Here is a 24,559-nt window from a genome sequence, read left to right on the forward strand (position 1 = left end):
AATAATTTAAGAGTAGTATATTATAATTAAAGCCGTGGGTAGGAAAAATATTTTTCCATGATATATGTATATTGCAGACGGATACTATTCATAATATCCATATCCGAAAGCACAGATTTTAAGGAGGACACTGAAAATGACAATCACAGACATCAAGATCAGAAAGATCATTCCCGACGGCCGTCTCAGAGCCGTTATCTCCATCACCGTGGACGACCAGATCGCTATTCACGATATCAAGGTAGTTCAGGGCGACGCAAGACTTTTCGTTGCAATGCCCAGCCGTAAGGACGAGAACGGCGTATTCAGAGATATCGTTCATCCTATCTCCCCTGATGCAAGACAGTCTATCGAGAGCCAGATCCTTGACGCTTACACCCGCCACATCGAAATGATGCAGGCTGAGGCTGAAGCTGAAGAAGCAGGTCTTCTTTAATTCTGATTACTGAATATATTATCGCTCTTGCTTTCCGCAGCTTGCTGTGAAAAGCAAGAGCTTTTTATTTGCTTATTTGCCGCTGTCAACTATCATTTTTGTTTTGAGCAGAGCTATCTGTGTCTTGGCATCGGGTATCTTGCCGTCCATAACCATCTGCACAGCCTCGTCAAGAGGAACTTCAAGAACGTCAAGAAACTCCCCTGCGTCGGTATGTGAGCTACCGAATTCAAGGTCTCTTGCAAGATACATATGGATCTTTTCGGTAAGATATGCAACAGAGGGGTAGCATACGCCCAGATACTCAAATCTGCCGCAGTGAGCGCCCGTTTCTTCCTCAAGCTCCCTGAGAGCGGCGCTGCGGTGCTCCTCGCCCTTTTCAAGCTTCCCTGCGGGTATCTCGAGAAGAGGCTCGCCGAATGCGTATCGGAACTGGCGCACCATTATCACCTTGTTATCGTTTGTCAGGGGCACAACGCACACTCCGCCCGAATGGATAACAAGCTCTCTTCCGACTACAGAGCCGTCCTCAAGCTCAGCCTTGTCCTTTCTTACCGTAATGATGCGGCCCTCAAAGACAACTTCCTTATCAACTGTTTTTTCGCTCAGATGCACAAAAACCACTCCTCATCATAGGAACTGCTATCCTGCCGTAATGCAGGTCTCAGTTATTCATTATAACACATTTTGACCAATTTAACAAGACAATTTTCAGAATTTTTTTTATTATTTTCTACCGATAATCCTTGTTTTTTACACAGGAAAATATTATAATGATATTGTATGACTTTATGCACCTGCGAACAAGTCTGCAAATACGTTACACAAACAGAAACGGAGACGAATATGGAAGAAAATCTTAATATTCAGCCCGATACCGCTCCCGAGGCAGCAGCGGTAAATACGGAGACTAAAAAGAAAAGCAGCAAGCCTGCACTGTTTTTGAAAAAAATATGGAACTTTATTAAGGAAAAGCGCAGCTATTTCATTGCGTTTTTTATCCCTGCCATTCTCCTTTTCGGAGCATATGCCGCATTCGGTGTTCACCCCTTCGGCGATATGTCCGTGCTGGTGCTTGACCTGAACGGTCAGTACGTGTATTACTTCGAGCACCTGCGTGACGTGCTCCACGGCAGCGGAAGCCCCTTTATCTCATGGAGCCGCAACCTTACCGGTGAGACCGTGGGAATGTTTGCATATTACCTTGCAAGCCCCTTTACGCTGATACCAATGCTGCTCCCCCGCTCTGTAATGACAGAATCCCTGCTTATAATGCAGCTGTGCAAGGTGGGAACAGCTTCCGTTACCTTCAACTATTACCTCAGGCACTCAAAGGGCTGCCGCAACTCCACAGCAATGCTTTTCGGCTTGCTTTACTCTCTTATGGGCTATATGATAGTGCAGCTCATGAACCCAATGTGGCTGGACGGACTTATTTATCTGCCCCTTATCATCTACGGCATTGAAAAGATGATCGACGACGGCGGCTGGCTGCGCTTTATAATCCCCTTGGCACTTATGTATATGGCGCATTTCTACATCGGCTGGATGATAACATTTTTCTCGGTCATCTATTTCCTGTACTATTATTTTGCAGGTCAGAAGAACTACAAGCTTTCGGTGAAGTCCTTCTTCAAGTCGGGACTGAAATTCGGTCTGGGCGGCATAATCGCAGCGGCTTCCGCATCATGGGTGCTTATCCCGCTGTATTATTCCCTGAAGCTTGGCAAGTTTGAGTTTTCCACCCCCAGCTATGAGCTTAAAACTCAGTTTGACTTTATCGACTTTTTCAAAAATCTCCTGCCAAATGTCTATGACACCTGCCGCCCCGAGGGTTCTCCCGTTGTTTACTGCGGCGTGCTTACCATAATCCTGCTGCCCCTGTTCTTCCTTAACGAGAAGATTCGCTTCCGCCAGAAGATGGGTCTGGGCGCAGTGCTTATGACTATCCTGCTCTCAATGTACCTTTCCACCGTTGACCTTGCATGGCACGGCTTCCAGGTGCCGAACTGGCTCCCCTACCGCTACAGCTTTACATTCAGCTTCATTCTTCTGGTAATGGCTGCCATGACCTTTGAGCGCCTCAGCGGCATCACACTCAAGGAAATAGGCTGCGTGTGCGTGGGACTGTGCATATACGCATTCTACATCGGCAGGCAGGATTTTGACGGCGTTACCCTGCTGCTCACTGTCTGGTACACTGTTATATTCACCGTTATCTACTCTATCATTCTCAGATTTGTAAAGCTTTCCGACAGAAAGCGCCGCTCGGTGCTCACATTCATTATCGGCATATTCGTTATCGGTGAGCTTTTCGGAACATCGCTCTCCACCATGGAGGCAATAAACAGCGATGTTGTATATTCAAAATATTCCTCTTACAACAGATACATTACTCTCGGACGTGACACCGTAAAGAAGATACTCCAGAAAGACAGCTTTGATGACGGCGTTTACCGCATTGAAAAGAACCATCACCGCACCGTAAACGACGCAATGGCATTCGGAAGCTACGGCATATCCCATTCCAGCTCCACCCTTAATGCCGCTCCAATTCAGTTCCTGAGAAAGCTGGGCTTCTCCTACGGCGGACACTATACAAAGTATAAGGGCTCCACCTATGTGAGCGACGCTATCCTTGGCATAAAGTATGTTATGGAAAAGGGCGACGCTGAGGACGATATAATCCCCACAAACAAGCATTACGATGACCTGCTGCTCACAAACCGTGACGAAAAGGACATCTGGGCTGTGTATGAAAACCCCAACGCCCTGCCGATCGCATTCATGGCTGACAGCTCCGTTCTTGACGTGGTTCTTGAAAAGGACAATCCCTTTGCAAACCAGAACAATCTTCTCAGCCACCTTGTTTCCGATGAATACACCGAATACTTCAAGCAGATATCCGTCAGCAAGACACTTCCCGAGAATGCAAAGCAGTCAAGCTACGGCGCACACATAAAATACACTCCTATCGTTGAGGGCGAAAACTCCCACATCGAGTTCATCATCAAGGCTCCCACCGAGGATATGATATATATGTATCTCCCCTCCAACTATGAGCGCAAGGTAAATCTCTGGCTCAACAAGGATTTCCTTGACTATTATTTCGAGGGCGGAAACATGGTCATCCAGACCCTTGGCAAATTTGAGGAAAATGAAGAAATATCCCTTATCGTTACCATTACCGAGGACAAAAAGGAAGTGCTTTTCAAGGACAAGCTCTTCTATTATCTTGACGAGGACAAGTTCAAGGAAGCCGTAAGCACCCTAAGAGAACACCCCCTGAACATCTCCGATTTCAGCGAAGATCACATCAAGGGAACCATCACCGCCGACAAAGACGGCGTTATGTTCACAACTATCAGCTGGGAGCCGGGCTGGACTGTTAAGGTCGATGGTCAGAAGGTCGAGCCTGTAAAGGTATGCGACGCACTTATCGGCGTAGAGCTTACCGAGGGCACTCACGATATCGAAATGACCTTCTTCCCCAAGGGACTTTCACAGGGAATCATTCTTTCGGTATGCGGCATCATCGCTATCGTTATAATCGCAATCTACCCCAAAAAGGAAGAAAAGATACTGCTTGACAAGCTCAATGACTGAGTATTAAAGGAGAACTATGAGCAGAAGCTATAAACGTCACGCCGTTTATAAGGACAAAAACTGTGCTTACAGCAAACGGCAGGCATCACGTACTGTACGCAGGCACGAGGTCTCGGGCATCGGTGAATACAAAAAGCATTATTGCTCATGGAACATCTGCGACCACCGATTATATGAAGGCTCATTTGAAGAGAGCCTTGAAATATGGCGCAGACTGTGGCAAAGCTCCCCCATGCTGCAAAAACAGTATCCCGATTGGAAAAGAGCATACAGAAGCTGGGTAACATTTTACAAAAGCAAATGAAACGGAGAATACTATGTCAAAGACCGCACTTATAACAGGCGCATCAAGAGGCATCGGCAGGGAATGTGCAAGGCTGTTTGCGCAGGCAGGCTACAATGTCGCCGCCATATACAACAAAAGCGAGGAAGCGGCTCTCAGCCTTAAAGAAGAGACAGGCTGCGGGATATACAAATGCGACGTTTCCGACTGCAAAGCGGCTCATGAGACTGTCGAAGCTGTTTTCAGGCATTTCGGCAGCATTGATGTGCTGATAAACAACGCAGCCATTGCACAGCAGGCACTTTTCTCGGATATAACCGAGGAAATGTGGGACAATATGTTTGATACCAACGTAAAAAGCGTCTATAACTTCACCCATGGGGTGCTTCCTCATATGATACACGAAAAATACGGCAGGATAATAAACATCTCCTCCATGTGGGGGCAGGTGGGCGCTTCCTGCGAGGTGCATTATTCCGCAGCAAAGGCGGCTGTCATAGGCTTCACAAAGGCTCTGGCAAAGGAAACGGGGCTTTCGGGCATTACCGTCAACTGCATTGCCCCGGGCGTTATAGACACTGACATGAACAAAAATCTTGACTCTGAAACTATGGAATATCTTAAAGAGGAAACTCCCATGAACCGTCTGGGAACTCCCCATGACATAGCACGGACGGCGCTTTTTCTGGCAGATGAACGCTCCGACTTTATCACGGGGCAGATAATAGGAGTAAACGGCGGCTTTATAATCTGACCATGGAGGAACGGCAATGACCGAGATACAGCTTACCGAAATATGCGCTGAATTTGCCATAATGCTTGTCTCATACGGCGCTGAGATATACCGCACCGAGGATACTATCCGCAGGATATGCACTGCCTACGGTCATAAAAATGCGGAAATATACGTCACCCCCGCAAACTTCATCATAACCGTAAAATCTCCCGACGGAGTGCCCATAACCAACTCGAAGAACGTTTCGGGCAGGAACACCAACCTTGACAGAGTGGGCAAGCTCAACGAGCTTTCACGCTTCATCTGCCGAATGAAGCCCGATGCGGAAACTATACAGAAGCACCTTGACACTATCCGTCACAGAAGGACCTACAGTCAGCCCGTGCTGTACCTCAGCTATGCGGCTGCGGGTGCGGCTTTCACGCTGTTTTTCGGCGGCGGAGCTGTGGAAGCGGTTTTCGGCTCACTTCTTGCAATAATCGTTAAGTTCACCAGCGACAAGCTCTCAGCCATAAGGGCAAGCACATTCCTTAACGCCGTAGTCTGCTCAATGGTAATGTCCCTTATAGCGGTGGGGCTTTCAAAGGCAGGGGCAGTCCCCCGCTTTGACAAAATGATAATCGGCGTTTCAATGTCCCTGGTTCCGGGAGTTGCCCTGACAAACTGCATGAGAGACTTTATCTCGGGGGACTTTTTCTCGGGGATATACACCCTTACCGAAGCTATCCTTACCGCAGCAGGTCTGGCTGTTGGCACAGGCTCGGCAGTGGCAGCTGTAATAAAGTTCTGAAAGGTGCATGGATATGGATACAGATATCATAAAAGATGTGGTGCTCCCATGCGTGTTCAGCTTTGTGGGCTGCTTTGCGGTGGGCGTGCAGTTCAATATACGCTTCTGGCACCTGATAGCAGCCTCTGTAGGCTCCATAGTCAGCCAGATGATCTTCTCGGTAATGAGCATGAGCGACTACAACGGCATAAAGTGCTGCTTTGTGGCAGCGGCAGCCGTGGCGTTCTATTCCGAAGTAATGGCCCGTGTGTGCAAGGCTCCCGTTAATATGTACCTCATTGTGGGAATAATCCCCCTTGTCCCGGGCGGACTTATGTATTACACCATGCTTGCCCTTGTGACAGGCGATAATGAGACCTTCCTTGACCGTGCGGCTGACGCATTCGGCGAGGCGGCTGCTATTGCCATGGGCATTTTTGCAATATCGTCACTGGTGCGCATAGCTTCAAATGTGTATAAATATCTTGAAAAGAAATACGGCAGCGCCTACAAGGGCAGCAGTGGAATAAAGAAGATATAGAAAGGACTTTTTATGAATATTAACAGAGATCTCCCAAAGGTGACTGTCACCGAAAAATGCAGAAAACGCACAGCCTACGGCCACCCATGGATATACGACAACGAGGTAGTCTCCGCCGATGAGATAACCGACGGCGAGCTGGCGGACGTTGTAAGCGAAAAGAACCGCTACATAGGCACAGGCTTTTACAACTCAAAGTCCAAGATACGTGTGCGCATAATCTCCCGCAGCACCAACGACAAGTTTGACGAGGACTTTTTCCGCCGCCGTCTGCAGTACGCATATGATTACCGCAAGACCGTTATGTCCCATGAGGATATGACCGCCTGCCGCCTTATTTTCGGCGAGGGCGACAGTTTCCCGGGACTTACCGTTGACAGGTTCAATAATCTTCTTTCCGTTCAGATACTTTCACTGGGCATTGAAAAGCGCAGAGATATCATTCTCCCCGCTCTGCTGGATATTCTCAGAAATGACGGCTGCAAAATTGACGGCATCTATCTGAGAAATGACGTAAATATACGCACCCTTGAGGGCATGGCAGAGGAAAAGGGCTGGTATCTCCGAGAGAACGATGTATCCCCCGTCACCGTCATTACCGAAAACGGCATAAAGTACAATGTTGACGTGGAAAACGGTCAGAAAACCGGCTTTTTCCTTGACCAGAAATATAACCGACGTGCCTCAGCCTCCATTGCCAAGGGCAAGAACGTGGTTGACTGCTGCACTCACACAGGCTCCTTTGCGCTTAACTGCGCCAAGGGCGGTGCGGCTCATGTCACCGCTGTTGATGTTTCCGCTCAGGCGATAGAAATGGCACGCTCCAACGCAGAGCTTAACGGGCTGTCGGGCAATATGTCCTTTGTGACCTCCGATGTGTTTGATTTCCTCAAAAACCGCATTGAGACCCATGACCGCAGCGCCGATTATATTATCCTTGATCCGCCTGCATTTACCAAGTCCAGAAAGACCGTTGGCAACGCAAAGAACGGCTATCTGGAGCTTAACACGCTGGCGATGCGACTGCTGCCCAGAGGCGGATATCTTGCCACAGCCTCATGCTCCCACTTCATGACAGAGGAGCTTTTCGCTCAGATGCTACGTGACGCAGCAAGAGCCGCAGGGGTAAATCTCAGAATGATAGAAATGCGCCGTCAGGCTCCCGATCACCCTATCCTCATGTCCGTTGACGAAACGGAATACCTGAAATTCTACCTGCTGCAGATAATCTGACGCAGTGTTGCGGAAACAGTTACCATAGCCTAACCATATGTGAAAATACTCGTAATAAAATTACTCAGATGTTATTTTGCCATAAAAATACAGTAAATTATTGTGCAGTATAAACATATTCTTCCTTTTATCCTTGTTTTCTTTGTTACAAATAAGTATTGCCAAACTTTCAAATAACTGGTATAATACTAAACGTTGTGTAAGATATATATAAAAGCTATATCAAATCGCAGCAAAATCCTTGTGTGGAAAGCAAGGATACAAATGGGAAAGATTTAAAGGAGAATTTCACTATGAAAAAGACTATTATGGCAATCGTACTGGCATCTGCACTTGCACTTTGTGCAACCGCTTGCGGCAACAATGATACTGCTGAGGACGCTACACTCGGCGAATCTGAGGCTGTTGCTGAGACCGCTACTCTCGGCGATTCCGAAGCTGCTGCTGAATAATCTTTTGTTAGTACATATGCCAAAGCCCGTCGGAGGATCCTCCGACGGGCTTTATTTTGTTGTATTTATTCGGGCTTGTACAGGCTCATTACCGAGCAAGCCTGCTTTACGCCGTCCACTGCTGCGGACATTATTCCGCCTGCATAGCCTGCGCCCTCTCCGCAGGGGTACAGTCCCTCTGCCGAAAGGCTGCACATATTCTCCCCACGCCTTATCCTTACGGGGGAGGACGTCCTTGTCTCGGGAGCTGTAAGCACCGCTCCCCTGTCGCCGAAGCGCTTCATTTTCCGTGCAAACACGCCAAGACCCGTGCGCATCATATCCGTAACAAAGAACGGGAGTATCTTGTCAAGATCGCAGGGAACCGTTCCTATGGCATATGTGGGCGTTACACTCGGAGCTTTAAGCTCTGCCTTTCTGTCAAGAAATGCTCCCACCGTTACCGCAGGGGCTTTGTAGCTGCCGCTTTGCTCAAATGCCGCACGCTCTATCTTTCGTGCAAACTCAACGCCGTCAAGTATGTTCTTTCCGTAATCCTCGGGAGAGACGGAGACCACAAGGGCGGCGTTGGCGTTAAGACCGTCTCTTGCAAACTCGCTCATTCCGTTGGTGACGATAGTTTTCTCCTCACTCTGGCTGGGAACAACAGTTCCTCCGGGGCACATACAGAAAGTGTAAACTCCCCTGCCGTTTTTGGTGTAGCTCAGCTGATATTCTCCCACGGGCAGCGCAGGGTCATCTGCATGAGCGCCGTAAAGGCTCACGTTAACGTCCTTCTGCAAATGCTCGATGCGTGCGCCCACAGCAAAGGGCTTTGGCTCCATAACGATCTCACGGCGGCAGAGCATTTCAAAGGTATCTCTTGCGCTGTGACCTATGGCAAGTATCATGGCGCAAACAGGTATCTCCTCGCTTCCGTTCACGGTAACAGAGCGCAGTCTGCCGTTTGAAAGGGAGATATCCGTCACCTGACTGTTAAACCGAACCTCTCCCCCAAGGCTGATTATACGCCGGCGGATATTTTTCACAACGCCCCTGAGCCTGTCTGTGCCGATGTGGGGCTTTGCCTTTGTAAGTATCTCATCGGGAGCGCCGAACTCCGCAAAGCGTGCGGAAACATATCTGCAAAGGGGGTCTTTTATGCGTGTGGTGAGCTTTCCGTCGGAGAATGTGCCTGCGCCGCCCTCGCCGAACTGAACGTTTGTTTCGGGCGAAAACTCTCCCCCATGCCAGAAATCGGAGACAGCCCTGCTGCGGTTATCCACATCAGCACCACGCTCCAGCACCAGCGGACGGTAGCCCATTTCCGCAAGAACGAGAGCCGCAAACATTCCCGCAGGACCGAAGCCGCACACGGCGATACGTCCCTCAGGGGAAATGCTGCCTGTTATCTTTGGCTCAAAGGGCGTGATATCAACATAGGTGCAGAAATCCTTCAGGGAGCATATCTTTTCCTCTTCCGCTCTGCTTTCAAGCTCCGCCCAGACAGAAGAGACAGTCTTGATATCGTTCTGCTTGCGTGCATCAAGAGATATCTTGTGAATACCCGTCTGAACGGCCTTTTTTATGCCTGCCTTTTTTAGCGCCGCTCCGATTATCTCGCTGCTGTCTGTTCCGACAGGTGAATTTATCCCCTGAATAATAATTGCCATGATAAAACCGCCTTTTTAGAATAAAATGAAAAATTTTCCTGATCTGAATTGTTTAATATATAAAAAGACCCACGAAAGGAACATGACCATGAAAAGGATTTACGCCCTTCCCATTATTGCCGCTCTTATCTTATGCGGCTGCTCAAAGGAGATCACCGTGATACCGCAGGCAGATATACCCTCGGAAACTGCCGACGAAACTGCCGCAAAGCAGACACAGCCGGCAGAAACCACTGAAACACAGGCTCAGACCTCCGCTGTGTCGGAAACCATCATCACCGCAGATATTCCTATTGACGATGATACCGATGTTTTTGACGACAGCGAATTTTCCGATATCACCGACCTTGCCGATGAGGAGCTGACCGACAACACCATGACCGTCACAGTTATGTCCGTAAGCGAAAACGGCTTTATGGCAGCTCTGAGTCAGGACACATTTTTCGGCAAAAAGGATGACAAAGTGTCAATCGGTCTGCCATATGATCACCCTGAGATAGAAAGCGGCTGTGTGCTTATGGTCACTCTTTCCGATGACTGCGAGGTCATGGAAAGCTATCCCATGCAGATAAGCAGCCGGTATGTGGAGTACATAGAGGTGCTTACTTATCCCGATGAATAAGCTCCGCCGCTTCGGGACAGGTGCGTATGTAGTGGAAAAGATACTGCTGGGCAATGCCCTGAACGCCCTTTACGCAGTCGGGCAGACCGTTGGGATAAAAGCTTTCGTTAACACGCTTTATCCACACATCAACGGGATATGCGTCCGTTCTGTACATACCGAAAAGCAATACGCACATAGCCACCTTGGGACCAATGCCTTTGACGGTCATAAGCGCTTTTTCCGCTTCCGTCAGGGGCATTTTCTTTACCTCGTCCAGCGAAAGCTCGCCTGAATTGACCCTTGCGGCACAGTCCTCGATATACTTTGCACGAAAGCCCGCACGCAAAGGCGCCAGATCATCGGCAGTAACGCCCCTCATCTGAGAAAACTGCGGAAATCCGCCGTACATATCGCACAGCCTGCCGATTATCCCCTTTATTCGTGGGATATTGTTGTTCTGAGAAAGAATGAACGATATAAGGCACTCCTCTGCATCCTGCCTGAGAAGCCTTACGCCCTTGGCATATGCGCACGCCTTTGCAAGGGTTTCGTCCTCGGAAAAGCGGCGTTTCAGCTCGCCGTAATCCGTGTTAAGATCAAAGTAATCCAGCCAGATGTTTCTGAAATCCTCCTCGGTAACGCCGTGGAGAATGAATATCCCCTTGTCATATTCCGTCTGGGATATAGTCAGGGGGATATTTTTGTAATATCCCTTGTACGTCCTGAAATAGTCTGAGGTTACGCTTTCCCACCTGAACGCCTGACCGCAGTCAAGGGTATCGTCAAGGGAGAAATTTTCTTCGCAGAGAATGATATCTCCGTTTTTATAAGTATAATCCATATTATCACCGATCGTTCGCAGACCTGCTTATAAGCCTGCCTGAAAATTTTAAGTTACACCTTATTATAACATAATTTTCGGCACATGAAAAGAGGAAAATTTATTATAACATAAAAAGCAGCCATCCGCTACAGATGACTGCTTTTTATGGAAAGATTTTAAGAGAGGATAGTGTGTTTTTTTATCAAAGGTTTGTTTCCTTTGAGTATGTTCTTATTATACACTATTATTTTTAAATATTCAATTCATTTTTTGCACATTATTTACTCAGGATTTTTGGCAGTTATCACATAAAGTTATAATTGGCTCAAATGTTTTTGTGCAATATTATAATTTACCTCACTGTTTTTCTCAACAATCCGCCTTTTCGGCATAATATAAGTATAAAAATAAAGTATCGCCGACAAAGCTGATATTTTAAAGAAGCAGAGCGATACACAGACGGAGGTATTTTTATGAACGAACACTACTTTTTAGGCTCATCTTCCCCATGCGGCTTTGTGACACCTATCAAGGAGCTGCTGGGCGACACGGGCAACACTGTCTATCTCCTGAAAGGCACGGCAGGCTGCGGAAAATCCACACTGATGAAAAAAATATCCGCTGCCTTTTCCGATGAACCCCAGGAAATATACCACTGCTCCTCCGACCCCGATTCCCTGGACGCAGTTTATCTGAAAAACAGAAAAGCTATCATTATGGACGGCACCGCTCCCCACTGCTTTGACCCTGTTTATCCAAAAGCGGTGGAGTCTATAATCGACCTGGGGGCATATCTGGACACCGCAAAGCTCAGGCAGAACAAAAAGGATATCATCACCGTCACCGATGAGTGCGCAGGCTTCCACAAGCGCTGCCGCCTGTGCCTTGCGGCTATTTCCTCGGTAATATCCGATATGCTTTCCGCCGCAGCCGAGTCCCTGGATATAGAAAAGCTGAACGCCTTTACCAGCCGTACATCAAAGAGGCTTATCCCAAGGAAAGCCGAAAAAACAGCCTGCGGCAAGGTAACTGCAAAGCAGCTTTCGGCAATGACCATGAACGGCTACAAGACCTATCTCCCTGAGTATGAGAAGATATATCTGCTGTCCGACAGCTTTATGGCAGGCTCGGATATATTCCTCCGTGACATCTGCGACTCGGCTGTAAGAAAGGGCTATGATGTTATCGTCAGCCGCTGCCCTCTCTGCACCGAAATGTACTACGAGCACGTTCTTATCCCCGAGCTTGGCACGGCGTTCATATCATCGGGCTGCATCAATAACATAACTGTGGAGAGCAGCAAAAAGGTAATAAATTTCAGGCGGTTCTATGTCCCTCAGCCCATGATAAAACAGCGGCTGAGATTCGGCAAAAAAGCGGCTTCCGAAATGATCCGTGAAGCCGCTTCGGCAATGCAGTCCGCAAAAGATATCCATGATACGCTGGAAAAATATTATGTCTCCGCCGCCGATTTCGACAGCCTTAACCGCCTTTCCTACAAGCTTATTTCGGAGATAAAGAGCTTATAAGGCTGTGCCCGAGGTGTTGTCGTCCTTGACACCCTCGGTGCTTTCGGGGATAAAAAGTATCTTAATGGTCATAAGTATAAGCTTTATGTCAAGCAGCAAAGAATACTGCTCAATGTACATCAGATCAAGACGCAGCTTGTCATAGGGCGTGGTGTTGTACTTTCCCAGCACCTGCGCATATCCCGTAAGTCCTGCCTTGACCTTGAGCCTGTAGCGGAATTCGGGCATTATCTTTTCGTTTTCCGAAGCAAGCTCTGGGCGCTCGGGGCGGGGTCCTACTATGGACATATCTCCCTTTAAGATATTCAGCAGCTGAGGAAGCTCATCTATTCTCACCTTGCGTATAACTCTGCCCACAGGGGTGATGCGGTCGTCATGCTCTCCCGCAAGCCTTGCAACGCCGTCCTTTTCAGCGTCAGTTTTCATGCTCCTGAATTTATAGACCTTGAACACCTTGCCGTCACGGGTGAGCCTGTCCTGAGTGTAGAACACGGGACCGCCGTCATACAGCTTGATGCACAGAGCGGTTATGAGCATTATGGGCGATGTTACAATGCAGCCCAGCGCCGAAAGCAGGATATCAAAGGCACGCTTGATGATAAGTGACTCGGCGGAAAGTCCCGAATTTCGGCATACAAGAAGCGGCGTATCGAACAGATGTATCTGCTCAGCACCTCTGATAATGATATCCGACAGCTTGGGAGTGATGTATGTGCGCTTGGAGTTTGCAAAGCATATTTTCAGGATATCGTTCTTCCGCTCGCTGGGAACATCGAAGATGATAACAGCGTCATAGGAAACTATAAGCTCGGTAATAAGGCTGATATCCTCATCGCAGCTTACGGCACGGCAGATCATGAACCTGTCCTCACGGAGGCTCATTTTTTCAACAAGTCCCACCGCCTGCCTGCTTCCGTAGATTATCACCATTTTCTTGGGCGCATAAAGCTTTGAGTAAATGCGGTTGCCGCAGAATGCCCAGATACCAATGAACGCCATGTCCGCAAGAGTGACCCAGAGCATAGGCAGCACATCGGCAACAGAACGCTCCAAAAGACATATCTGCACATATGTTATGCCGTTGATGAACAGCACGGACAAGCACTGGGAATAAATGATGTCCGACACTCTCAGCAGACCTATCCTGAAGCCGTTGTATATCCTTGAAAACAGAAAGATAAGCACCACATACACGCCGAAAATAAGCAGATTTCCCTTCCAGCCGAAATGGTCGGCCTGGATCCTGTCGGAATTGAGCACAAGATTATAGTGAGTGAGCCATGCGCAGGCGTAGCTGCCCAGTAAGAAGATTATCAGCACGGAGGAGATAAGCCCCATTATGAGCCGTTTGTATTTTTCACGTTTTTTTATATTCATATCGGAATTTCACCCTTTAATAATGTTTATGCAGTAAATAAGTATATTATAGCACATCGTAAAGGCAAAATCAAGCGGTTGAGATGGGCTGTTCAGATGAATATTCAGCCGACTAAGGGATAAAATATCATCAACAAATACAAAAAAAGGTCGTGATAATATGAATGAGCCTTCTCCCTGGCTGCAGACCTCCCATTTCGGGCGCAGGCTGACGGTATTCCTCGGCGGCGGCATTATCTACTCGCTTGTCGAGGTGGTCTATCGGGGCTTCACCCACTGGTCAATGACGCTGACAGGCGGCATATGCCTGCTGATAATGTACCTGCGGTATATCAGCCACCCCAACGACAGCATCGTAATGAAATGCTTTTTCGGAATGTGCGTGATAACATTTTTCGAGTTCGCCGTGGGCTGCATAGTAAATCTGCTCATGGGCTGGAACGTGTGGGATTATTCCCATATGTACCTGAATGTGCTGGGACAGATATGTCCCTCATACTCGGGAGCATGGTTTTTGCTGTCATATCCCGTGGCACTGGCATGCAGTCTGGAGTCCCCTGCCGATGAAACACCGAATACGGGACTTTCGGAAAATTTTTCTGTATAAACTTCAAATTAACGGCAAAAATAGTAGCGAGGCAATCCTCAGATCACTATTTGAAAGGACACGATAATATGAAAAATCATTTCAACGGCAAGTTATCGGGCAAGGGAACGGCAGCCATCATCTGCTTCTGTCTGGCGGCAGTGGCAGCACTGGGAATCTTCTCCTACAACAAATCAGCCAAGGAACTGAGAAGCGAGCTTTCGGGCGTGAGCAGTACATCTGAAACAGCTCAGACAGAGGCGGCGCAGGACGCAAACGCAGCGGCGGACAACGTTCCCGTTGAAGAAGCGGCAGCCCCTCAGGAGGACATTATCCTTGAGCATGACGCATTCGGCGGCGAAGAAGCGGAGGTCTCCCCCACCGAGTCGGACGCTATCACAAGCGCAGTGGTACGTCCCGCAGACGGTGAGATACTGGAAGCATTCTCTGACGGCGAACTGGTAAAGTCCAAAACTCTCAGTGTGTGGAAGACCCATGACGGCATCGACATTGCGGCAGCACAGGGCGAGAATGTGAAATCAATCTGTGCGGGAACTGTCTCCGAAGTGACCGACGACCCTATGATGGGCATTACAGTTGTAATCGACCACGGCAGCGGCTACACAGGCTACTACTGCAATCTTGCGGAAGAGGTAAAGATCTCCGCAGGTGACGAGGTAAGCGCAGGCACAGTTATCGGCGAGGTGGGCAGCACTGCTGATGCCGAACTTGCGGACGAGTCTCATCTTCACTTCGGCATCAAGAAAAACGGCTCATGGACCGATCCCGCTGAGATACTCTCGGGCGAAGGAAGCTGAAAATAACATTTCCCCCTTTTGTCAGGCGCACTTGTGTACTTGACTGAAGGGGGATATTTGTGTTATAATGCAGCTTATGTGATATTTAAAAAAATCAAAATGCGGCAGATCGGACATAAAAAGCACAGATTTTTCCCTATATCACGCCATTTTCAATAGATTTTTGCCTCAGAAAATTTCTGAAACGATTTAAGAGAAACGGAGAGAATTAAAGCAAAACAGAGAGAAATCAAGAGTATGAGGGATATATTTCAAAAATCAGCAAAAAAAGTCTTGACAAACCCGTTTCAAGTGTGTATAATAATCAATGTTGTGTAAAGAAGAGGTATGAGTTCCCTGTGATATTTGAGTTGCGTGCAGGGCGGTACCAACGTCTATGCGGCAATTTTTTCGATACTATATTAAAAAGGAGATCTGACTATGTCAACTTATATGCCTAAGGCTAATGAAATCAGCCGTAAGTGGTATGTGCTTGATGCTTCCGGTAAGTCCCTCGGTCGTGTAGCTGCTCAGGCTGCTGCAATTCTCCGTGGCAAGCACAAGCCCACATTCGCTCCTCACGCTGACTGCGGCGACCACGTTATCATCATCAACTGCGCTGAAGCTGTTCTTACAGGAAGAAAGCTCGAGCAGAAGACCTACAAGTGGCACACCGGCTGGATCGGCGGTCTTAAGGAGACCAAGTACAGCGAAATGATGAAGAAGAACCCTGAGAAGGCTATGATGATCGCAGTAAACGGTATGCTCCCCAACAACACACTTGGCAGAGCAGCTCTTACCCGTCTGAGAGTATATGCAGGCGCTGAGCACAACCATGCTGCACAGAAGCCCGAAAAGTTCGATATATAAGGAGGGTGTAAACAATGTACGAATCTAAACAGCAGTATTTTTACGGCACAGGAAGAAGAAAAAGCTCTGTTGCAAGAGTAAGAGTTTACCCCGGCAGCGGCAAGATCACTATCAACGGCAGAGACATTGACGATTACTTTGGTCTTGAGACCCTCAAGCTCATCGTTAGACAGCCTCTCGCTCTCACTGAGACCGCTGAGCAGTTCGATATCGTTTGCACAGTAGCAGGCGGCGGCGTTACAGGTCAGGCAGGTGCTATCAGACACGGTCTTTCCCGTGCTCTCCTCGTTTTCAACCCTGAGCTTCGTCCCGTTCTCAAGAAGGCTGGTTTCCTCACAAGAGACCCCAGAATGAAGGAAAGAAAGAAGTACGGCTTAAAGGCTGCTCGTCGTGCTCCCCAGTTCTCAAAGAGATAAAAGATCTCCTCAGCATATCACATATTTGCGTGGTTTCAAGTCAGTTATCAAAAAATTGGCTTGTTTGGGGATAATAATGATTATTCAGGATCACCCACAGAGCTTTCTGTGGGTGATTTTTTTATCTGCATTGCCCGACAATAAGTAACTCCTTTGATCAAACGTACCCGTCAGACGCTAAGCAACATTTTTTCGGAGAGCAAATGTCTTATTTGGCAGATGATTTTATGTCCGATAAGTATTAGTTATCAACGGTTTATTACACATTTAATTATCAAAGGAGGAATTTCTAATGAGAAATTCAAAGATGAAAGGCTTTACCCTTATCGAGCTCATCGTTGTTATCGCAATCATCGGTGTTCTCGCAGCTATCCTCGTTCCCTCTATGATCGGCTATGTTGGCGATTCCAAGCTTTCTACAGCTAATGCAAATGCAAAGCTTGTTTACTCTAATTCTGCTACATATGCTTCCAAGTGTGAGGTTGCTGGTTATCCTATGACTTCTATGTCTGTTGGTGCTGCATCACTTAAGACTGCAACAGCGACTGGTAGTGCTGCAACACCCTCTGCTACTCCTACCTCAAGCGACCTTACAGTAGCTTTACAGAATCTTATGGGTTCTAATTCTGATGCTGCAGGTGTATGCTCTGTTAATATTGCAGCAACTGGTATGCCTACAAATAGTAAGTGGGCTAAAACAGCTTCTGACCTTTATGTTGGTACATATCCCGAGCCTGCTACTGAAAAGGCTGCAGCTGCTATTTCCTAATTGATAGCTTAGTTAACTAAATCATCATAATGAAAAAAAGGTCCCCTCGCTTTAAAAGTGAGGGGACCTTTTCCTTTTATTAGTTAGTGAAACCTTTTGAACTTAACAAATCATTACTTCTTCGCAGCTGTATCAAAGTCGATTTCAACATCGTCTGCGCCCTTATTCGCACCAACAGCAACAGTAGCAGCTACAGGATAACCGCCAACATACTTATCGGAATCTGTCTTTCTCCAAGCAGTTGCCTCGGGTACAGATGAAGCGTTAAGCTTGATAGCAGCCTTACCGCCGGCAGCAGAACCACCCATCAGAGACTGAAGTGCTTTTTCAAGTTCCTTACCATCCTTAGCATATGTCTGACCAGCATCACCACCAGTAAGATCACACTTAACAACTGTTCCGGCACCATCTACAGTATAACCAGCAACTTCGCAGTTTGTGCAGTATGTAGCGGTATTAGTGTAAGCAAGCTTAGCGTTAGAGTTAGCTGTGGAGAGCTTGGACTGACCAACATAGCCGATCATAGAAGGTACGAGGATAGCTGCGAGAACACCGATGATTGCGATAACAACGATGAGCTCGATAAGGGTAAAGCCTTTCATCTTTGAATTTCTCATTAGAAATTCCTCCTTTGATAATTAAATGTGTAACGAACCGTTGATAACTAATACTGGTCGTTTTATTTTGTCTCGGAACTCTTTCCTTGACTGTATCTATATTATAGCCTATCAAACTGGAAAAGTCAATAGTTTTCTGATATTTTTTCCTGCAATTTTGTGAGTTTGGATATTTTTTCATATAAACGCTTTAAAACAGAACGTTATGTGGCACTTTGCACAAAATATATACAGATTTCAATTTCAAATCACTAATTTTTGCAACTTTTCACTCCTGCGAAAAGTCGCTCAGTAATTTTATAATTGTTTACATTATGAAAATCCCATTTTTTTATAAAAGTATTTAACAACACTTGCAAAAATTACAGTTTTTTTCTACAGAAATTACACTTTGGCAGCGGAATATGTCATTTCATTTTCAATATATGTAATTTGCACTAATAATTACACATTATAGGTCAGATGAATGTAAAATTAAAGCATTGTATGTCAAAGGACAAGTGATAAGTATTAGTTATCGGTCGTATGAAACATTTAATTTAACAAAGGAGGAATTTCTCATGAGAAATTCAAAGATGAAAGGTTTCACCCTTATTGAGCTCATCGTTGTTATCGCAATCATCGGTGTTCTCGCAGCTATCCTCGTACCTTCTATGATCGGCTATGTTGGTCAGTCCAAGCTTTCTACAGCTAACTCCAACGCTAAGCTCGCATTCACCAACTCTGCTACATACTGCACCAACTGCGAAGTTGCTGGTTACACTGTAGCTTCCGGTACTTCTACTTATAACCTCGCTTCTGGTTCCGCTGGTCAGAACTACTCCAAGGATGGTTCTCACCTTTCTGAGGCTCTCGTATCCCTCATGGGTGGTTCCGCTACTTCCGGTCAGGCAACTGTTGTTATCTCCAACGTTGGTGTTCCTGAGAAGACCGCTTGGGCTAAGACTGCTTCTGATAAGTACGTTGGTGGTTACCCTGTAGCTGCTACCGTTGATACCAATGGCACTGCTTCCGGCGAAACAAGCGTAGTTCTCTCTACCGCTGTTGCTACAACTCACTAATCGGAGCTTGTAAATCAGTATAATAACTGAACTTTAAAAACAGTCTTGCAGCTTAACAGCTGTGAGGCTGTTTTTCTTTTGCCTGTAAATATATTTATATAGTATATCCCCCGATTGCCCGATTGATCGCTATACTATACTTATTGCAGAAAAGATAGATCTGTCTTTTCTGCTTTTTAAGCTGTCACACTTTTCTATTACCCCGCAAAATACTGTGACAGATACACAAATAAATATTGATTTTCTGCCGAAAATATAGTATAATATAAAACAGCTGATTGCAAATACTACCACAGGAGACCTGCCGATGCTGTTCACACCAACCCGTGCTTACAAGAGCATACTGAACGTTACTCCGGAGATACTTTCCGAAATGGGCGTCAGGGCGCTTATCCTTGACATTGACAACACCATGACTACCCACGATAATCCCGTTCCCGTTGAGGGGCTTTTCGAGTGGCTGGACAACATGCGCAGCCACGGAATAAAGATGATGATAGTTTCAAACAATCACCCGCCGAGAGTTATCCCCTTTGCAAAGCTGCTGGGGCTTGAATTTGTGGCGGAGGGTGCAAAGCCATTGCCCAAGGGCTACAAGCAGGCGGCAGAGAAAATGAACGTGCCCAAATCGGAGATATGCACCATCGGCGACCAGCTTTTCACGGACATTCTGGGGGCAAAACTTTTCGGTATAAAATCCATTCTTGTCCCACCTATCGAGCCTGAAAAGACGGTGTTTTTCAAAATAAAAAGAGCGGCGGAAAAGCCTTTTCTGCCTAAAAAATATATGTAAGTGATAACATAAAACGGAGGTAATAAAATGAGCGCAGTTTTTGGCCCCGCAGGCACTGCGGAAAGCTTCAAGGCTATGGGCTATAAAAAGTCAACTCAGCTTCCTGAGTATCTGAGCAAATTCGGTCTGACACACTTTGAATATCAGTGCGGTCAGGGCGTAAGGATATCCGAGGACACAGCAAGAGAGATAGGCACGGCGCTGAAAAACGGCAGCATAACCGTTTCCCTCCATGCTCCCTACTTCATATCTCTTTCGGGCACAGATGAAGAAAAGAGAATGAACTCCATAAACTACATTCTGGCTTCCGCAAAGGCTGCAAAGGCTATGGGTGCACAGAGGATAGTTATCCACAGCGGATCATGCGCAAAGATATCCCGTGAAGAGGCTCTGGAGCTTGCCAAGGACACTATGAAAAAAGCCCGTGAGGCTCTTATTTCAGAGGGACTGGGCGACATCATCTGCTGCCCCGAGACCATGGGCAAGGTAAATCAGCTGGGCACGCTGGAAGAGGTCATTGAGATATGCAAGGTAGATGATACTTTCCTCCCCACAGTGGATTTCGGGCACCTGAACGCCCGCACCTTCGGCGGCATCAAGACCAAGCAGGACTATGCGGATATGCTGGACAAGCTGGAAAACGGTCTGGGAATTGACCGTGCAAAAGTGTTCCACAGCCATTTTTCAAAGATAATGTTCACCGAAAAAGGCGGCGAGAAAATGCACCTGACCTTCGGCGACAATCAGGGCTACGGCCCCGACTATGAGCCTCTGCTGGAGCTTATCTACGCAAAGGGCTGGTCACCCACATTCATCTGCGAGAGCGCAGGCACTCAGACTGAGGACGCTCAGACCATGCAGGAATATTACAGAAATCTCGGCAAATAAGCCATGATTGACATCTGCTCTCTGCGGTTATATAATATTATTAAAGCTATTCTGAAAGGATAATTACTATGAACGTACTTATTATAAACGGACCTAACCTTAATCTTCTGGGCGAGCGTGAACCCGGCACATACGGCAGCGACAGCTATGACAATATCTGCGCACTTATCAGGGCAAAGGCAGAGGAGCTGGGCTTTTCCGAGTGCGAGTGCTTCCAGTCCAACAGCGAGGGCGAGATAATCGACCGTATCCATCAGGCACGCCTTGACTTTTCGGGTATCGTTATCAACGCAGGCGCATATACTCACTACAGCTATGCCATAAGGGACGCCATTGCTGCAGTGAAGATCCCCGTTATCGAAGTGCATATGTCCAATATCCACAAGCGTGAGGAATTCAGGCATCATTCCGTTATCTCCCCTGTCTGCGCAGGTCAGATAGCAGGCTTTGGCAAGGAAAGCTATATCCTGGGTCTCCACGCACTGAAGAATATTCTGGAGGAAAAGGAATATGAACAGGATTGAACTTTTACAGCAGCAGATACCAAATAAAAGCTGTGCGCTCATTACGTCAGACGTAAACAGGCGGTATTTTTCGGGAATGAAATCCTCTGCGGGAACTATCATCGTTTTTCCCGAGCAGGCGTATCTTATCATTGATTTCAGATACATTGAAAAAGCAAGGGAAACCGTGCAGAACTGCGAGGTAATTTTGCAGGAGCGTCTTTATGACCAGCTGAACAAGCTTATCAAGAAGCATGACGCTCACAGCCTGATGATCGAGAACGAGACCATGACCGTTGCCGACCTTGACAGGCTTTACGACCGCATTGACCCCGATGTGGATATTGATTCGGGCGATACTCTCAGCGGCATCATCACCGATATGAGAGCAATAAAAACTCCCGAAGAGATAAGCATGATGACCAAGGCTCAGCGCATTGCGGAGGCTGCACTTGAAAACACGCTGAACTACATTAAGGAGGGCGTTACCGAAAAAGAAATTGCCCTGAGCCTCAACGAATATATGCTGAGAAACGGTGCGGAGGACCTTTCCTTTGAGACCATCGCCCTCTGCGGCGAGACTACCTCCATGCCCCACGGCGTTCCCTCGGATAAGCCCCTTAAATCGGGCGAGTTTATCCTTATGGACTTCGGTGCGGTATATAACGGCTATCACAGCGACATGACCCGTACAGTAGTTCTGGGCGAGCCTACGGAAGAGATGGAAAAGGTATATAACACCGTCCTTGAAGCGCAGGAAAAAGCAATATCCGCCGCAAAGGCAGGCATCACGGGAGTTGAGCTTGACAAGATCGCCCGTGACTATATAAATTCCTGCGGATACGAGGGCTGCTTCGGCCACGGACTGGGTCACAGCGTTGGCATGGAGATACACGAGTCACCCTGCGCCAACACCAGAGACGAGACCGTATTTGCCGAAAATATGATAGTTACCGTGGAACCCGGCATCTATCTGCCCAAGAAATTCGGCGTGCGCATTGAGGATTTTGTAGTAATAAAACAAAATTCCTGCGTCAATTTGACAAATGCACCCAAAAAACTTATAAAATTATAAAAAGCTATTGCAATTAGCGAAAAAATGTGGTATCATATATTTAATTGATGATATTTATTCAGCAGGGAGCGTTCGCTCTCAATCTTAAACAAATTTTTGGAGGTTAAATATGATCACAGCCGGCGATTTCAGAAACGGAATGACTTTCGAGGAGGACGGCAACGTTCTTCAGATCGTTGAATTCCAGCATGTAAAACCCGGAAAGGGCGCTGCTTTCGTAAGAACCAAGATCAAGAACGTTATTACAGGCTCCGTAGTTGAAAAGAGCTACAACCCTTCCGCTAAGTTCCCCACCGCTTATGTTGAGAGAAGGGATATGGAATATTCCTACAACGACGGCGACCTTTACTACTTTATGGACCCTGAGACCTATGAGCAGCAGCCTATCAGCTCCGCTGAGCTTTCCGACAACTTCAAGTTTGTCAAGGAGCAGATGATGTGCAAGGTATGTTCCTACAAGGGCAAGGTTTTCGCTGTAGAGCCTCCCAACTTTGTTGAGCTCCAGGTAACACAGACCGACCCCGGCTTCAAGGGCGATACTGCTACCAACGCTACCAAGCCTGCTACTCTTGAAACAGGCGCTGAGATCAAGGTTCCCCTCTTCATCAACGAGGGCGACATGATCAGAATCGATACACGTACAGGCGAATACATGGAAAGAGCATAAGCTCATTTCATGCGGATCGTAAACATTCATTTTTTAAGGAGGCTGTAACCTATGACGCTTACAGAAAAAGTTGCTTATCTTAAAGGCCTTATGGAAGGTCTCAACACCGATGACAAGGTTATCGGCCTGATCGCTGATATCCTGTCCGACATGGCAGGTGAGATCCAGGGTATGCAGGACGACATGGAGGAGATCTCCGAGGTCGTTGATACCATTGATGAAGATCTCGGCGAGCTGGAAAAGGATTTCTACGATATCGACGAGGACGAATGCGGCTGCGGTCATCACCATTATGACGATTGCTGCGATGATGACGACGATGAGGACGATGACGAAGAGCTTTTCGATGATGACGATGAGCTTTATGAAGTTACCTGCCCCACCTGCCATGATACTATCTGCCTGAATGAAGCAATGATCGAAGACGGTTCGATCACCTGCCCCAACTGCGGCGAGCTTCTCGAGTTTGATCTCGATGACGAAGACGACGCTGAGGCTCCCACTCCCACTGAGGAATAATCCTCAGACCCACAACCGAATAAAATGCAATTTGTTTCAGGGCGAGGTGAAATTCCTCACCGGTGGTATAGTCCACGAGCTTTTCCGAAAGGGAGAGCATGATTCGGTGCAACTCCGAAACCGACGGTAAATGTCAGGCTTACGCTTGTCACAAGTCCGGATGAAAGAAACACAGCGCTTTTTACACTGCGTAAACCCGCCGCCCGTGATCCATTTTAATGTTTCACGGGCGGTTTGTTTTATCAGAACAGATTGCTTTTATTATATCAATTTTTTTAATGGAGGAATCTGTATGAAAAACAAGATTTTCAGCCCCAACACCGAAACACCCAAGGTAAGACAGCTTACCGTAACTGCCCTTATGGGCGCAATGTCAGCGGTGCTGATGTTTATTCAGCTGCCCGTGCCAATGTTCATGCCAAGCTTTATAAAGTTTGACCTGTCAGAGCTGCCTGCGCTTATCGCTTCCTTTGCAATAGGCCCTCTTTCCGGTGCCTGCGTGTGCCTGATAAAGAACATCATCAACCTGTTCTCCACATCAACTGGCGGAGTCGGTGAACTTTCCAACTTTATCCTCGGCTGCGCTTTCGTAGTTCCCGCAGGACTTATCTACAAGGCAAAGAAAACCAAGACCACCGCAATAATCGGCGCCCTTTCAGGCTCTGTGTTCATGGCGCTTCTCAGCGTGGTATCAAACTACTTTATCGTATATCCCATTTACACAAACTTTATGTCCATGGACGCTATCATCGGAATGTACAAGGCACTTAACCCCAAGGTAAACACTCTGCTTGATGCCCTTGTTATGTTCAATATGCCCTTTACCTTTGTCAAGGGTCTGACAAGCACACTGTTAACTCTGGCAGTTTACAAGTACATCTCCCCTATCCTCAAGCATGGCACAAAGCAGAAGTCAGCAAAGCAGGCAGGCTGATAACATATACACAAAAGCAAACG

The 24,559-nt window shown here is 47.2% G+C and carries 28 protein-coding genes and 1 riboswitch; of the genes, 23 read left to right on the forward strand and 5 right to left on the reverse strand.

Translation table 11 applies throughout. The features are described 5' to 3' along the window. Window positions 1-136 precede the first annotated feature (136 nt). On the forward strand, window positions 137-436 hold the full coding sequence (gene spoVG, locus OCV68_RS03610) for a septation regulator SpoVG (protein ID WP_022474095.1): 300 nt from the start codon (window positions 137-139) through the stop codon (window positions 434-436). A 72-nt stretch (window positions 437-508) separates the two neighbouring features. Here spoVG and OCV68_RS03615 read toward each other — a convergent pair whose 3' ends face one another. Beyond that, window positions 509-1,051 carry an NUDIX domain-containing protein gene (locus tag OCV68_RS03615; protein ID WP_147621138.1) on the reverse strand — a complete coding sequence of 181 codons (543 nt, stop codon included), beginning with the start codon at window positions 1,049-1,051 and terminating at the stop codon, window positions 509-511. Between the two features lie 231 nt (window positions 1,052-1,282). Between OCV68_RS03615 and OCV68_RS03620 the strand changes: the two genes are divergently transcribed. From OCV68_RS03620 to OCV68_RS03650, 7 genes are all read left to right on the forward strand, one after another. Then, window positions 1,283-4,042, forward strand: coding sequence for a YfhO family protein (locus OCV68_RS03620; RefSeq protein WP_262570799.1), 2,760 nt, complete (start codon window positions 1,283-1,285; stop codon window positions 4,040-4,042). Between the two features lie 16 nt (window positions 4,043-4,058). Next, entirely contained in the window at window positions 4,059-4,346 is a 288-nt protein-coding gene (locus tag OCV68_RS03625; RefSeq protein WP_022474092.1) for a hypothetical protein, read from the forward strand. Window positions 4,347-4,359: 13 nt separating this feature from the next. Next, window positions 4,360-5,079 (forward strand): elongation factor P 5-aminopentanone reductase, encoded by a 720-nt coding sequence (ymfI, locus tag OCV68_RS03630; RefSeq protein ID WP_262570800.1) that lies wholly within the window; start codon window positions 4,360-4,362, stop codon window positions 5,077-5,079. Window positions 5,080-5,095: 16 nt separating this feature from the next. After that, entirely contained in the window at window positions 5,096-5,851 is a 756-nt protein-coding gene (locus OCV68_RS03635; RefSeq protein ID WP_022474090.1) for a threonine/serine exporter family protein, read from the forward strand. A gap of 13 nt (window positions 5,852-5,864) precedes the next feature. Beyond that, the gene (locus tag OCV68_RS03640; RefSeq protein ID WP_178085988.1) at window positions 5,865-6,371 is read left to right on the forward strand and encodes a threonine/serine exporter family protein; all 507 of its coding nucleotides are present in this window, start codon (window positions 5,865-5,867) and stop codon (window positions 6,369-6,371) included. A gap of 12 nt (window positions 6,372-6,383) precedes the next feature. Continuing rightward, a complete protein-coding gene (locus OCV68_RS03645; RefSeq protein WP_262570802.1) occupies window positions 6,384-7,604 on the forward strand; it encodes a class I SAM-dependent rRNA methyltransferase in 1,221 nt (406 codons plus the stop codon). A gap of 293 nt (window positions 7,605-7,897) precedes the next feature. Next, window positions 7,898-8,056: a hypothetical protein gene (locus OCV68_RS03650; protein ID WP_022474087.1), complete on the forward strand. Its 159-nt coding sequence runs from the start codon at window positions 7,898-7,900 to the stop codon at window positions 8,054-8,056. A gap of 65 nt (window positions 8,057-8,121) precedes the next feature. Here the strand turns inward: OCV68_RS03650 and OCV68_RS03655 are convergent, their stop codons facing one another. Then, a complete protein-coding gene (locus OCV68_RS03655) occupies window positions 8,122-9,708 on the reverse strand; it encodes an NAD(P)/FAD-dependent oxidoreductase (RefSeq protein WP_262570804.1) in 1,587 nt (528 codons plus the stop codon). 88 nt (window positions 9,709-9,796) lie between these two features. Between OCV68_RS03655 and OCV68_RS03660 the strand changes: the two genes are divergently transcribed. After that, on the forward strand, window positions 9,797-10,330 hold the full coding sequence (locus OCV68_RS03660; RefSeq protein WP_262570806.1) for a hypothetical protein: 534 nt from the start codon (window positions 9,797-9,799) through the stop codon (window positions 10,328-10,330). On the opposite strand, the gene OCV68_RS03665 is transcribed toward OCV68_RS03660, so the two are convergent. Beyond that, window positions 10,311-11,153: a DNA-3-methyladenine glycosylase family protein gene (locus OCV68_RS03665; protein ID WP_262570808.1), complete on the reverse strand. Its 843-nt coding sequence runs from the start codon at window positions 11,151-11,153 to the stop codon at window positions 10,311-10,313. The two genes, OCV68_RS03660 and OCV68_RS03665, sit on opposite strands and share 20 nt — an antisense overlap. A gap of 455 nt (window positions 11,154-11,608) precedes the next feature. On the opposite strand from OCV68_RS03665, the gene OCV68_RS03670 reads away from it, so the two are divergent. Next, the gene (locus OCV68_RS03670) at window positions 11,609-12,664 is read left to right on the forward strand and encodes an ATPase (protein WP_262570810.1); all 1,056 of its coding nucleotides are present in this window, start codon (window positions 11,609-11,611) and stop codon (window positions 12,662-12,664) included. Here the strand turns inward: OCV68_RS03670 and OCV68_RS03675 are convergent. Then, window positions 12,659-14,041, reverse strand: coding sequence for a sugar transferase (locus OCV68_RS03675; protein WP_262570812.1), 1,383 nt, complete (start codon window positions 14,039-14,041; stop codon window positions 12,659-12,661). The genes OCV68_RS03670 and OCV68_RS03675 overlap by 6 nt on opposite strands. A 160-nt stretch (window positions 14,042-14,201) precedes the next feature. Between OCV68_RS03675 and OCV68_RS03680 the strand changes: the two genes are divergently transcribed. The 5 genes from OCV68_RS03680 (at window position 14,202) to OCV68_RS03700 (ending at window position 17,479) form a co-directional block, all read left to right on the forward strand. Beyond that, on the forward strand, window positions 14,202-14,648 hold the full coding sequence (locus tag OCV68_RS03680; RefSeq protein ID WP_262570814.1) for a putative ABC transporter permease: 447 nt from the start codon (window positions 14,202-14,204) through the stop codon (window positions 14,646-14,648). 68 nt (window positions 14,649-14,716) lie between these two features. Further along, entirely contained in the window at window positions 14,717-15,445 is a 729-nt protein-coding gene (locus OCV68_RS03685) for a M23 family metallopeptidase (RefSeq protein ID WP_262570816.1), read from the forward strand. A gap of 420 nt (window positions 15,446-15,865) precedes the next feature. After that, a complete protein-coding gene (gene rplM / locus OCV68_RS03690) occupies window positions 15,866-16,294 on the forward strand; it encodes a 50S ribosomal protein L13 (RefSeq protein WP_022474079.1) in 429 nt (142 codons plus the stop codon). 14 nt (window positions 16,295-16,308) lie between these two features. After that, on the forward strand, window positions 16,309-16,710 hold the full coding sequence (gene rpsI / locus OCV68_RS03695; RefSeq protein ID WP_022474078.1) for a 30S ribosomal protein S9: 402 nt from the start codon (window positions 16,309-16,311) through the stop codon (window positions 16,708-16,710). Between the two features lie 292 nt (window positions 16,711-17,002). Beyond that, the gene (locus OCV68_RS03700) at window positions 17,003-17,479 is read left to right on the forward strand and encodes a type IV pilin protein (protein ID WP_262570819.1); all 477 of its coding nucleotides are present in this window, start codon (window positions 17,003-17,005) and stop codon (window positions 17,477-17,479) included. 113 nt (window positions 17,480-17,592) lie between these two features. On the opposite strand, the gene OCV68_RS03705 is transcribed toward OCV68_RS03700, so the two are convergent. After that, window positions 17,593-18,096: a type IV pilin protein gene (locus OCV68_RS03705; RefSeq protein WP_022474833.1), complete on the reverse strand. Its 504-nt coding sequence runs from the start codon at window positions 18,094-18,096 to the stop codon at window positions 17,593-17,595. Window positions 18,097-18,656: 560 nt separating this feature from the next. Between OCV68_RS03705 and OCV68_RS03710 the strand changes: the two genes are divergently transcribed. The 8 genes from OCV68_RS03710 to OCV68_RS03745 all read left to right on the forward strand — a co-directional run bounded on the left by OCV68_RS03710 (window position 18,657) and on the right by OCV68_RS03745 (window position 24,536). Further along, entirely contained in the window at window positions 18,657-19,157 is a 501-nt protein-coding gene (locus OCV68_RS03710) for a type IV pilin protein (RefSeq protein ID WP_147621121.1), read from the forward strand. A gap of 307 nt (window positions 19,158-19,464) precedes the next feature. After that, complete coding sequence (locus OCV68_RS03715) at window positions 19,465-19,950, forward strand: YqeG family HAD IIIA-type phosphatase (RefSeq protein ID WP_022474835.1); 486 nt, start codon at window positions 19,465-19,467, stop codon at window positions 19,948-19,950. A gap of 27 nt (window positions 19,951-19,977) precedes the next feature. Beyond that, window positions 19,978-20,838 (forward strand): TIM barrel protein, encoded by an 861-nt coding sequence (locus OCV68_RS03720; RefSeq protein WP_262570824.1) that lies wholly within the window; start codon window positions 19,978-19,980, stop codon window positions 20,836-20,838. Between the two features lie 68 nt (window positions 20,839-20,906). Then, window positions 20,907-21,362 carry a type II 3-dehydroquinate dehydratase gene (gene aroQ / locus OCV68_RS03725; protein WP_262570826.1) on the forward strand — a complete coding sequence of 152 codons (456 nt, stop codon included), beginning with the start codon at window positions 20,907-20,909 and terminating at the stop codon, window positions 21,360-21,362. Then, the gene (locus OCV68_RS03730; RefSeq protein WP_262570829.1) at window positions 21,349-22,416 is read left to right on the forward strand and encodes an aminopeptidase P family protein; all 1,068 of its coding nucleotides are present in this window, start codon (window positions 21,349-21,351) and stop codon (window positions 22,414-22,416) included. The genes aroQ and OCV68_RS03730 overlap by 14 nt, the downstream gene beginning before the upstream one ends. A gap of 109 nt (window positions 22,417-22,525) precedes the next feature. Further along, window positions 22,526-23,083, forward strand: coding sequence for an elongation factor P (efp, locus tag OCV68_RS03735; RefSeq protein ID WP_022474839.1), 558 nt, complete (start codon window positions 22,526-22,528; stop codon window positions 23,081-23,083). A 51-nt stretch (window positions 23,084-23,134) separates the two neighbouring features. Continuing rightward, window positions 23,135-23,602 (forward strand): CD1247 N-terminal domain-containing protein, encoded by a 468-nt coding sequence (locus tag OCV68_RS03740; protein ID WP_262570832.1) that lies wholly within the window; start codon window positions 23,135-23,137, stop codon window positions 23,600-23,602. Between the two features lie 28 nt (window positions 23,603-23,630). Next, a riboswitch (FMN riboswitch) is annotated at window positions 23,631-23,778 on the forward strand. Window positions 23,779-23,894: 116 nt separating this feature from the next. After that, complete coding sequence (locus OCV68_RS03745) at window positions 23,895-24,536, forward strand: ECF transporter S component (protein WP_022474841.1); 642 nt, start codon at window positions 23,895-23,897, stop codon at window positions 24,534-24,536. Window positions 24,537-24,559 lie beyond the last annotated feature (23 nt).

Source organism: Huintestinicola butyrica, from assembly GCF_025567215.1.
Taxonomy (GTDB): domain Bacteria; phylum Bacillota; class Clostridia; order Oscillospirales; family Ruminococcaceae; genus Huintestinicola; species Huintestinicola butyrica.

What these genes read in the sequence shown, in the direction of transcription:
- spoVG (WP_022474095.1), top strand. Translation starts at nt 137, where the DNA reads ATGACAATCACAGACATCAAGATCAGAAAGATCATTCCCGACGGCCGT.
- OCV68_RS03620 (WP_262570799.1), top strand. Translation starts at nt 1,283, where the DNA reads ATGGAAGAAAATCTTAATATTCAGCCCGATACCGCTCCCGAGGCAGCA.
- OCV68_RS03625 (WP_022474092.1), top strand. Translation starts at nt 4,059, where the DNA reads ATGAGCAGAAGCTATAAACGTCACGCCGTTTATAAGGACAAAAACTGT.
- ymfI (WP_262570800.1), top strand. Translation starts at nt 4,360, where the DNA reads ATGTCAAAGACCGCACTTATAACAGGCGCATCAAGAGGCATCGGCAGG.
- OCV68_RS03635 (WP_022474090.1), top strand. Translation starts at nt 5,096, where the DNA reads ATGACCGAGATACAGCTTACCGAAATATGCGCTGAATTTGCCATAATG.
- OCV68_RS03640 (WP_178085988.1), top strand. Translation starts at nt 5,865, where the DNA reads ATGGATACAGATATCATAAAAGATGTGGTGCTCCCATGCGTGTTCAGC.
- OCV68_RS03645 (WP_262570802.1), top strand. Translation starts at nt 6,384, where the DNA reads ATGAATATTAACAGAGATCTCCCAAAGGTGACTGTCACCGAAAAATGC.
- OCV68_RS03650 (WP_022474087.1), top strand. Translation starts at nt 7,898, where the DNA reads ATGAAAAAGACTATTATGGCAATCGTACTGGCATCTGCACTTGCACTT.
- OCV68_RS03655 (WP_262570804.1), bottom strand. Translation starts at nt 9,708, where the DNA reads ATGGCAATTATTATTCAGGGGATAAATTCACCTGTCGGAACAGACAGC.
- OCV68_RS03660 (WP_262570806.1), top strand. Translation starts at nt 9,797, where the DNA reads ATGAAAAGGATTTACGCCCTTCCCATTATTGCCGCTCTTATCTTATGC.
- OCV68_RS03665 (WP_262570808.1), bottom strand. Translation starts at nt 11,153, where the DNA reads ATGGATTATACTTATAAAAACGGAGATATCATTCTCTGCGAAGAAAAT.
- OCV68_RS03670 (WP_262570810.1), top strand. Translation starts at nt 11,609, where the DNA reads ATGAACGAACACTACTTTTTAGGCTCATCTTCCCCATGCGGCTTTGTG.
- OCV68_RS03675 (WP_262570812.1), bottom strand. Translation starts at nt 14,041, where the DNA reads ATGAATATAAAAAAACGTGAAAAATACAAACGGCTCATAATGGGGCTT.
- OCV68_RS03680 (WP_262570814.1), top strand. Translation starts at nt 14,202, where the DNA reads ATGAATGAGCCTTCTCCCTGGCTGCAGACCTCCCATTTCGGGCGCAGG.
- OCV68_RS03685 (WP_262570816.1), top strand. Translation starts at nt 14,717, where the DNA reads ATGAAAAATCATTTCAACGGCAAGTTATCGGGCAAGGGAACGGCAGCC.
- rplM (WP_022474079.1), top strand. Translation starts at nt 15,866, where the DNA reads ATGTCAACTTATATGCCTAAGGCTAATGAAATCAGCCGTAAGTGGTAT.
- rpsI (WP_022474078.1), top strand. Translation starts at nt 16,309, where the DNA reads ATGTACGAATCTAAACAGCAGTATTTTTACGGCACAGGAAGAAGAAAA.
- OCV68_RS03700 (WP_262570819.1), top strand. Translation starts at nt 17,003, where the DNA reads ATGAGAAATTCAAAGATGAAAGGCTTTACCCTTATCGAGCTCATCGTT.
- OCV68_RS03705 (WP_022474833.1), bottom strand. Translation starts at nt 18,096, where the DNA reads ATGAGAAATTCAAAGATGAAAGGCTTTACCCTTATCGAGCTCATCGTT.
- OCV68_RS03710 (WP_147621121.1), top strand. Translation starts at nt 18,657, where the DNA reads ATGAGAAATTCAAAGATGAAAGGTTTCACCCTTATTGAGCTCATCGTT.
- OCV68_RS03715 (WP_022474835.1), top strand. Translation starts at nt 19,465, where the DNA reads ATGCTGTTCACACCAACCCGTGCTTACAAGAGCATACTGAACGTTACT.
- OCV68_RS03720 (WP_262570824.1), top strand. Translation starts at nt 19,978, where the DNA reads ATGAGCGCAGTTTTTGGCCCCGCAGGCACTGCGGAAAGCTTCAAGGCT.
- aroQ (WP_262570826.1), top strand. Translation starts at nt 20,907, where the DNA reads ATGAACGTACTTATTATAAACGGACCTAACCTTAATCTTCTGGGCGAG.
- OCV68_RS03730 (WP_262570829.1), top strand. Translation starts at nt 21,349, where the DNA reads ATGAACAGGATTGAACTTTTACAGCAGCAGATACCAAATAAAAGCTGT.
- efp (WP_022474839.1), top strand. Translation starts at nt 22,526, where the DNA reads ATGATCACAGCCGGCGATTTCAGAAACGGAATGACTTTCGAGGAGGAC.
- OCV68_RS03740 (WP_262570832.1), top strand. Translation starts at nt 23,135, where the DNA reads ATGACGCTTACAGAAAAAGTTGCTTATCTTAAAGGCCTTATGGAAGGT.
- OCV68_RS03745 (WP_022474841.1), top strand. Translation starts at nt 23,895, where the DNA reads ATGAAAAACAAGATTTTCAGCCCCAACACCGAAACACCCAAGGTAAGA.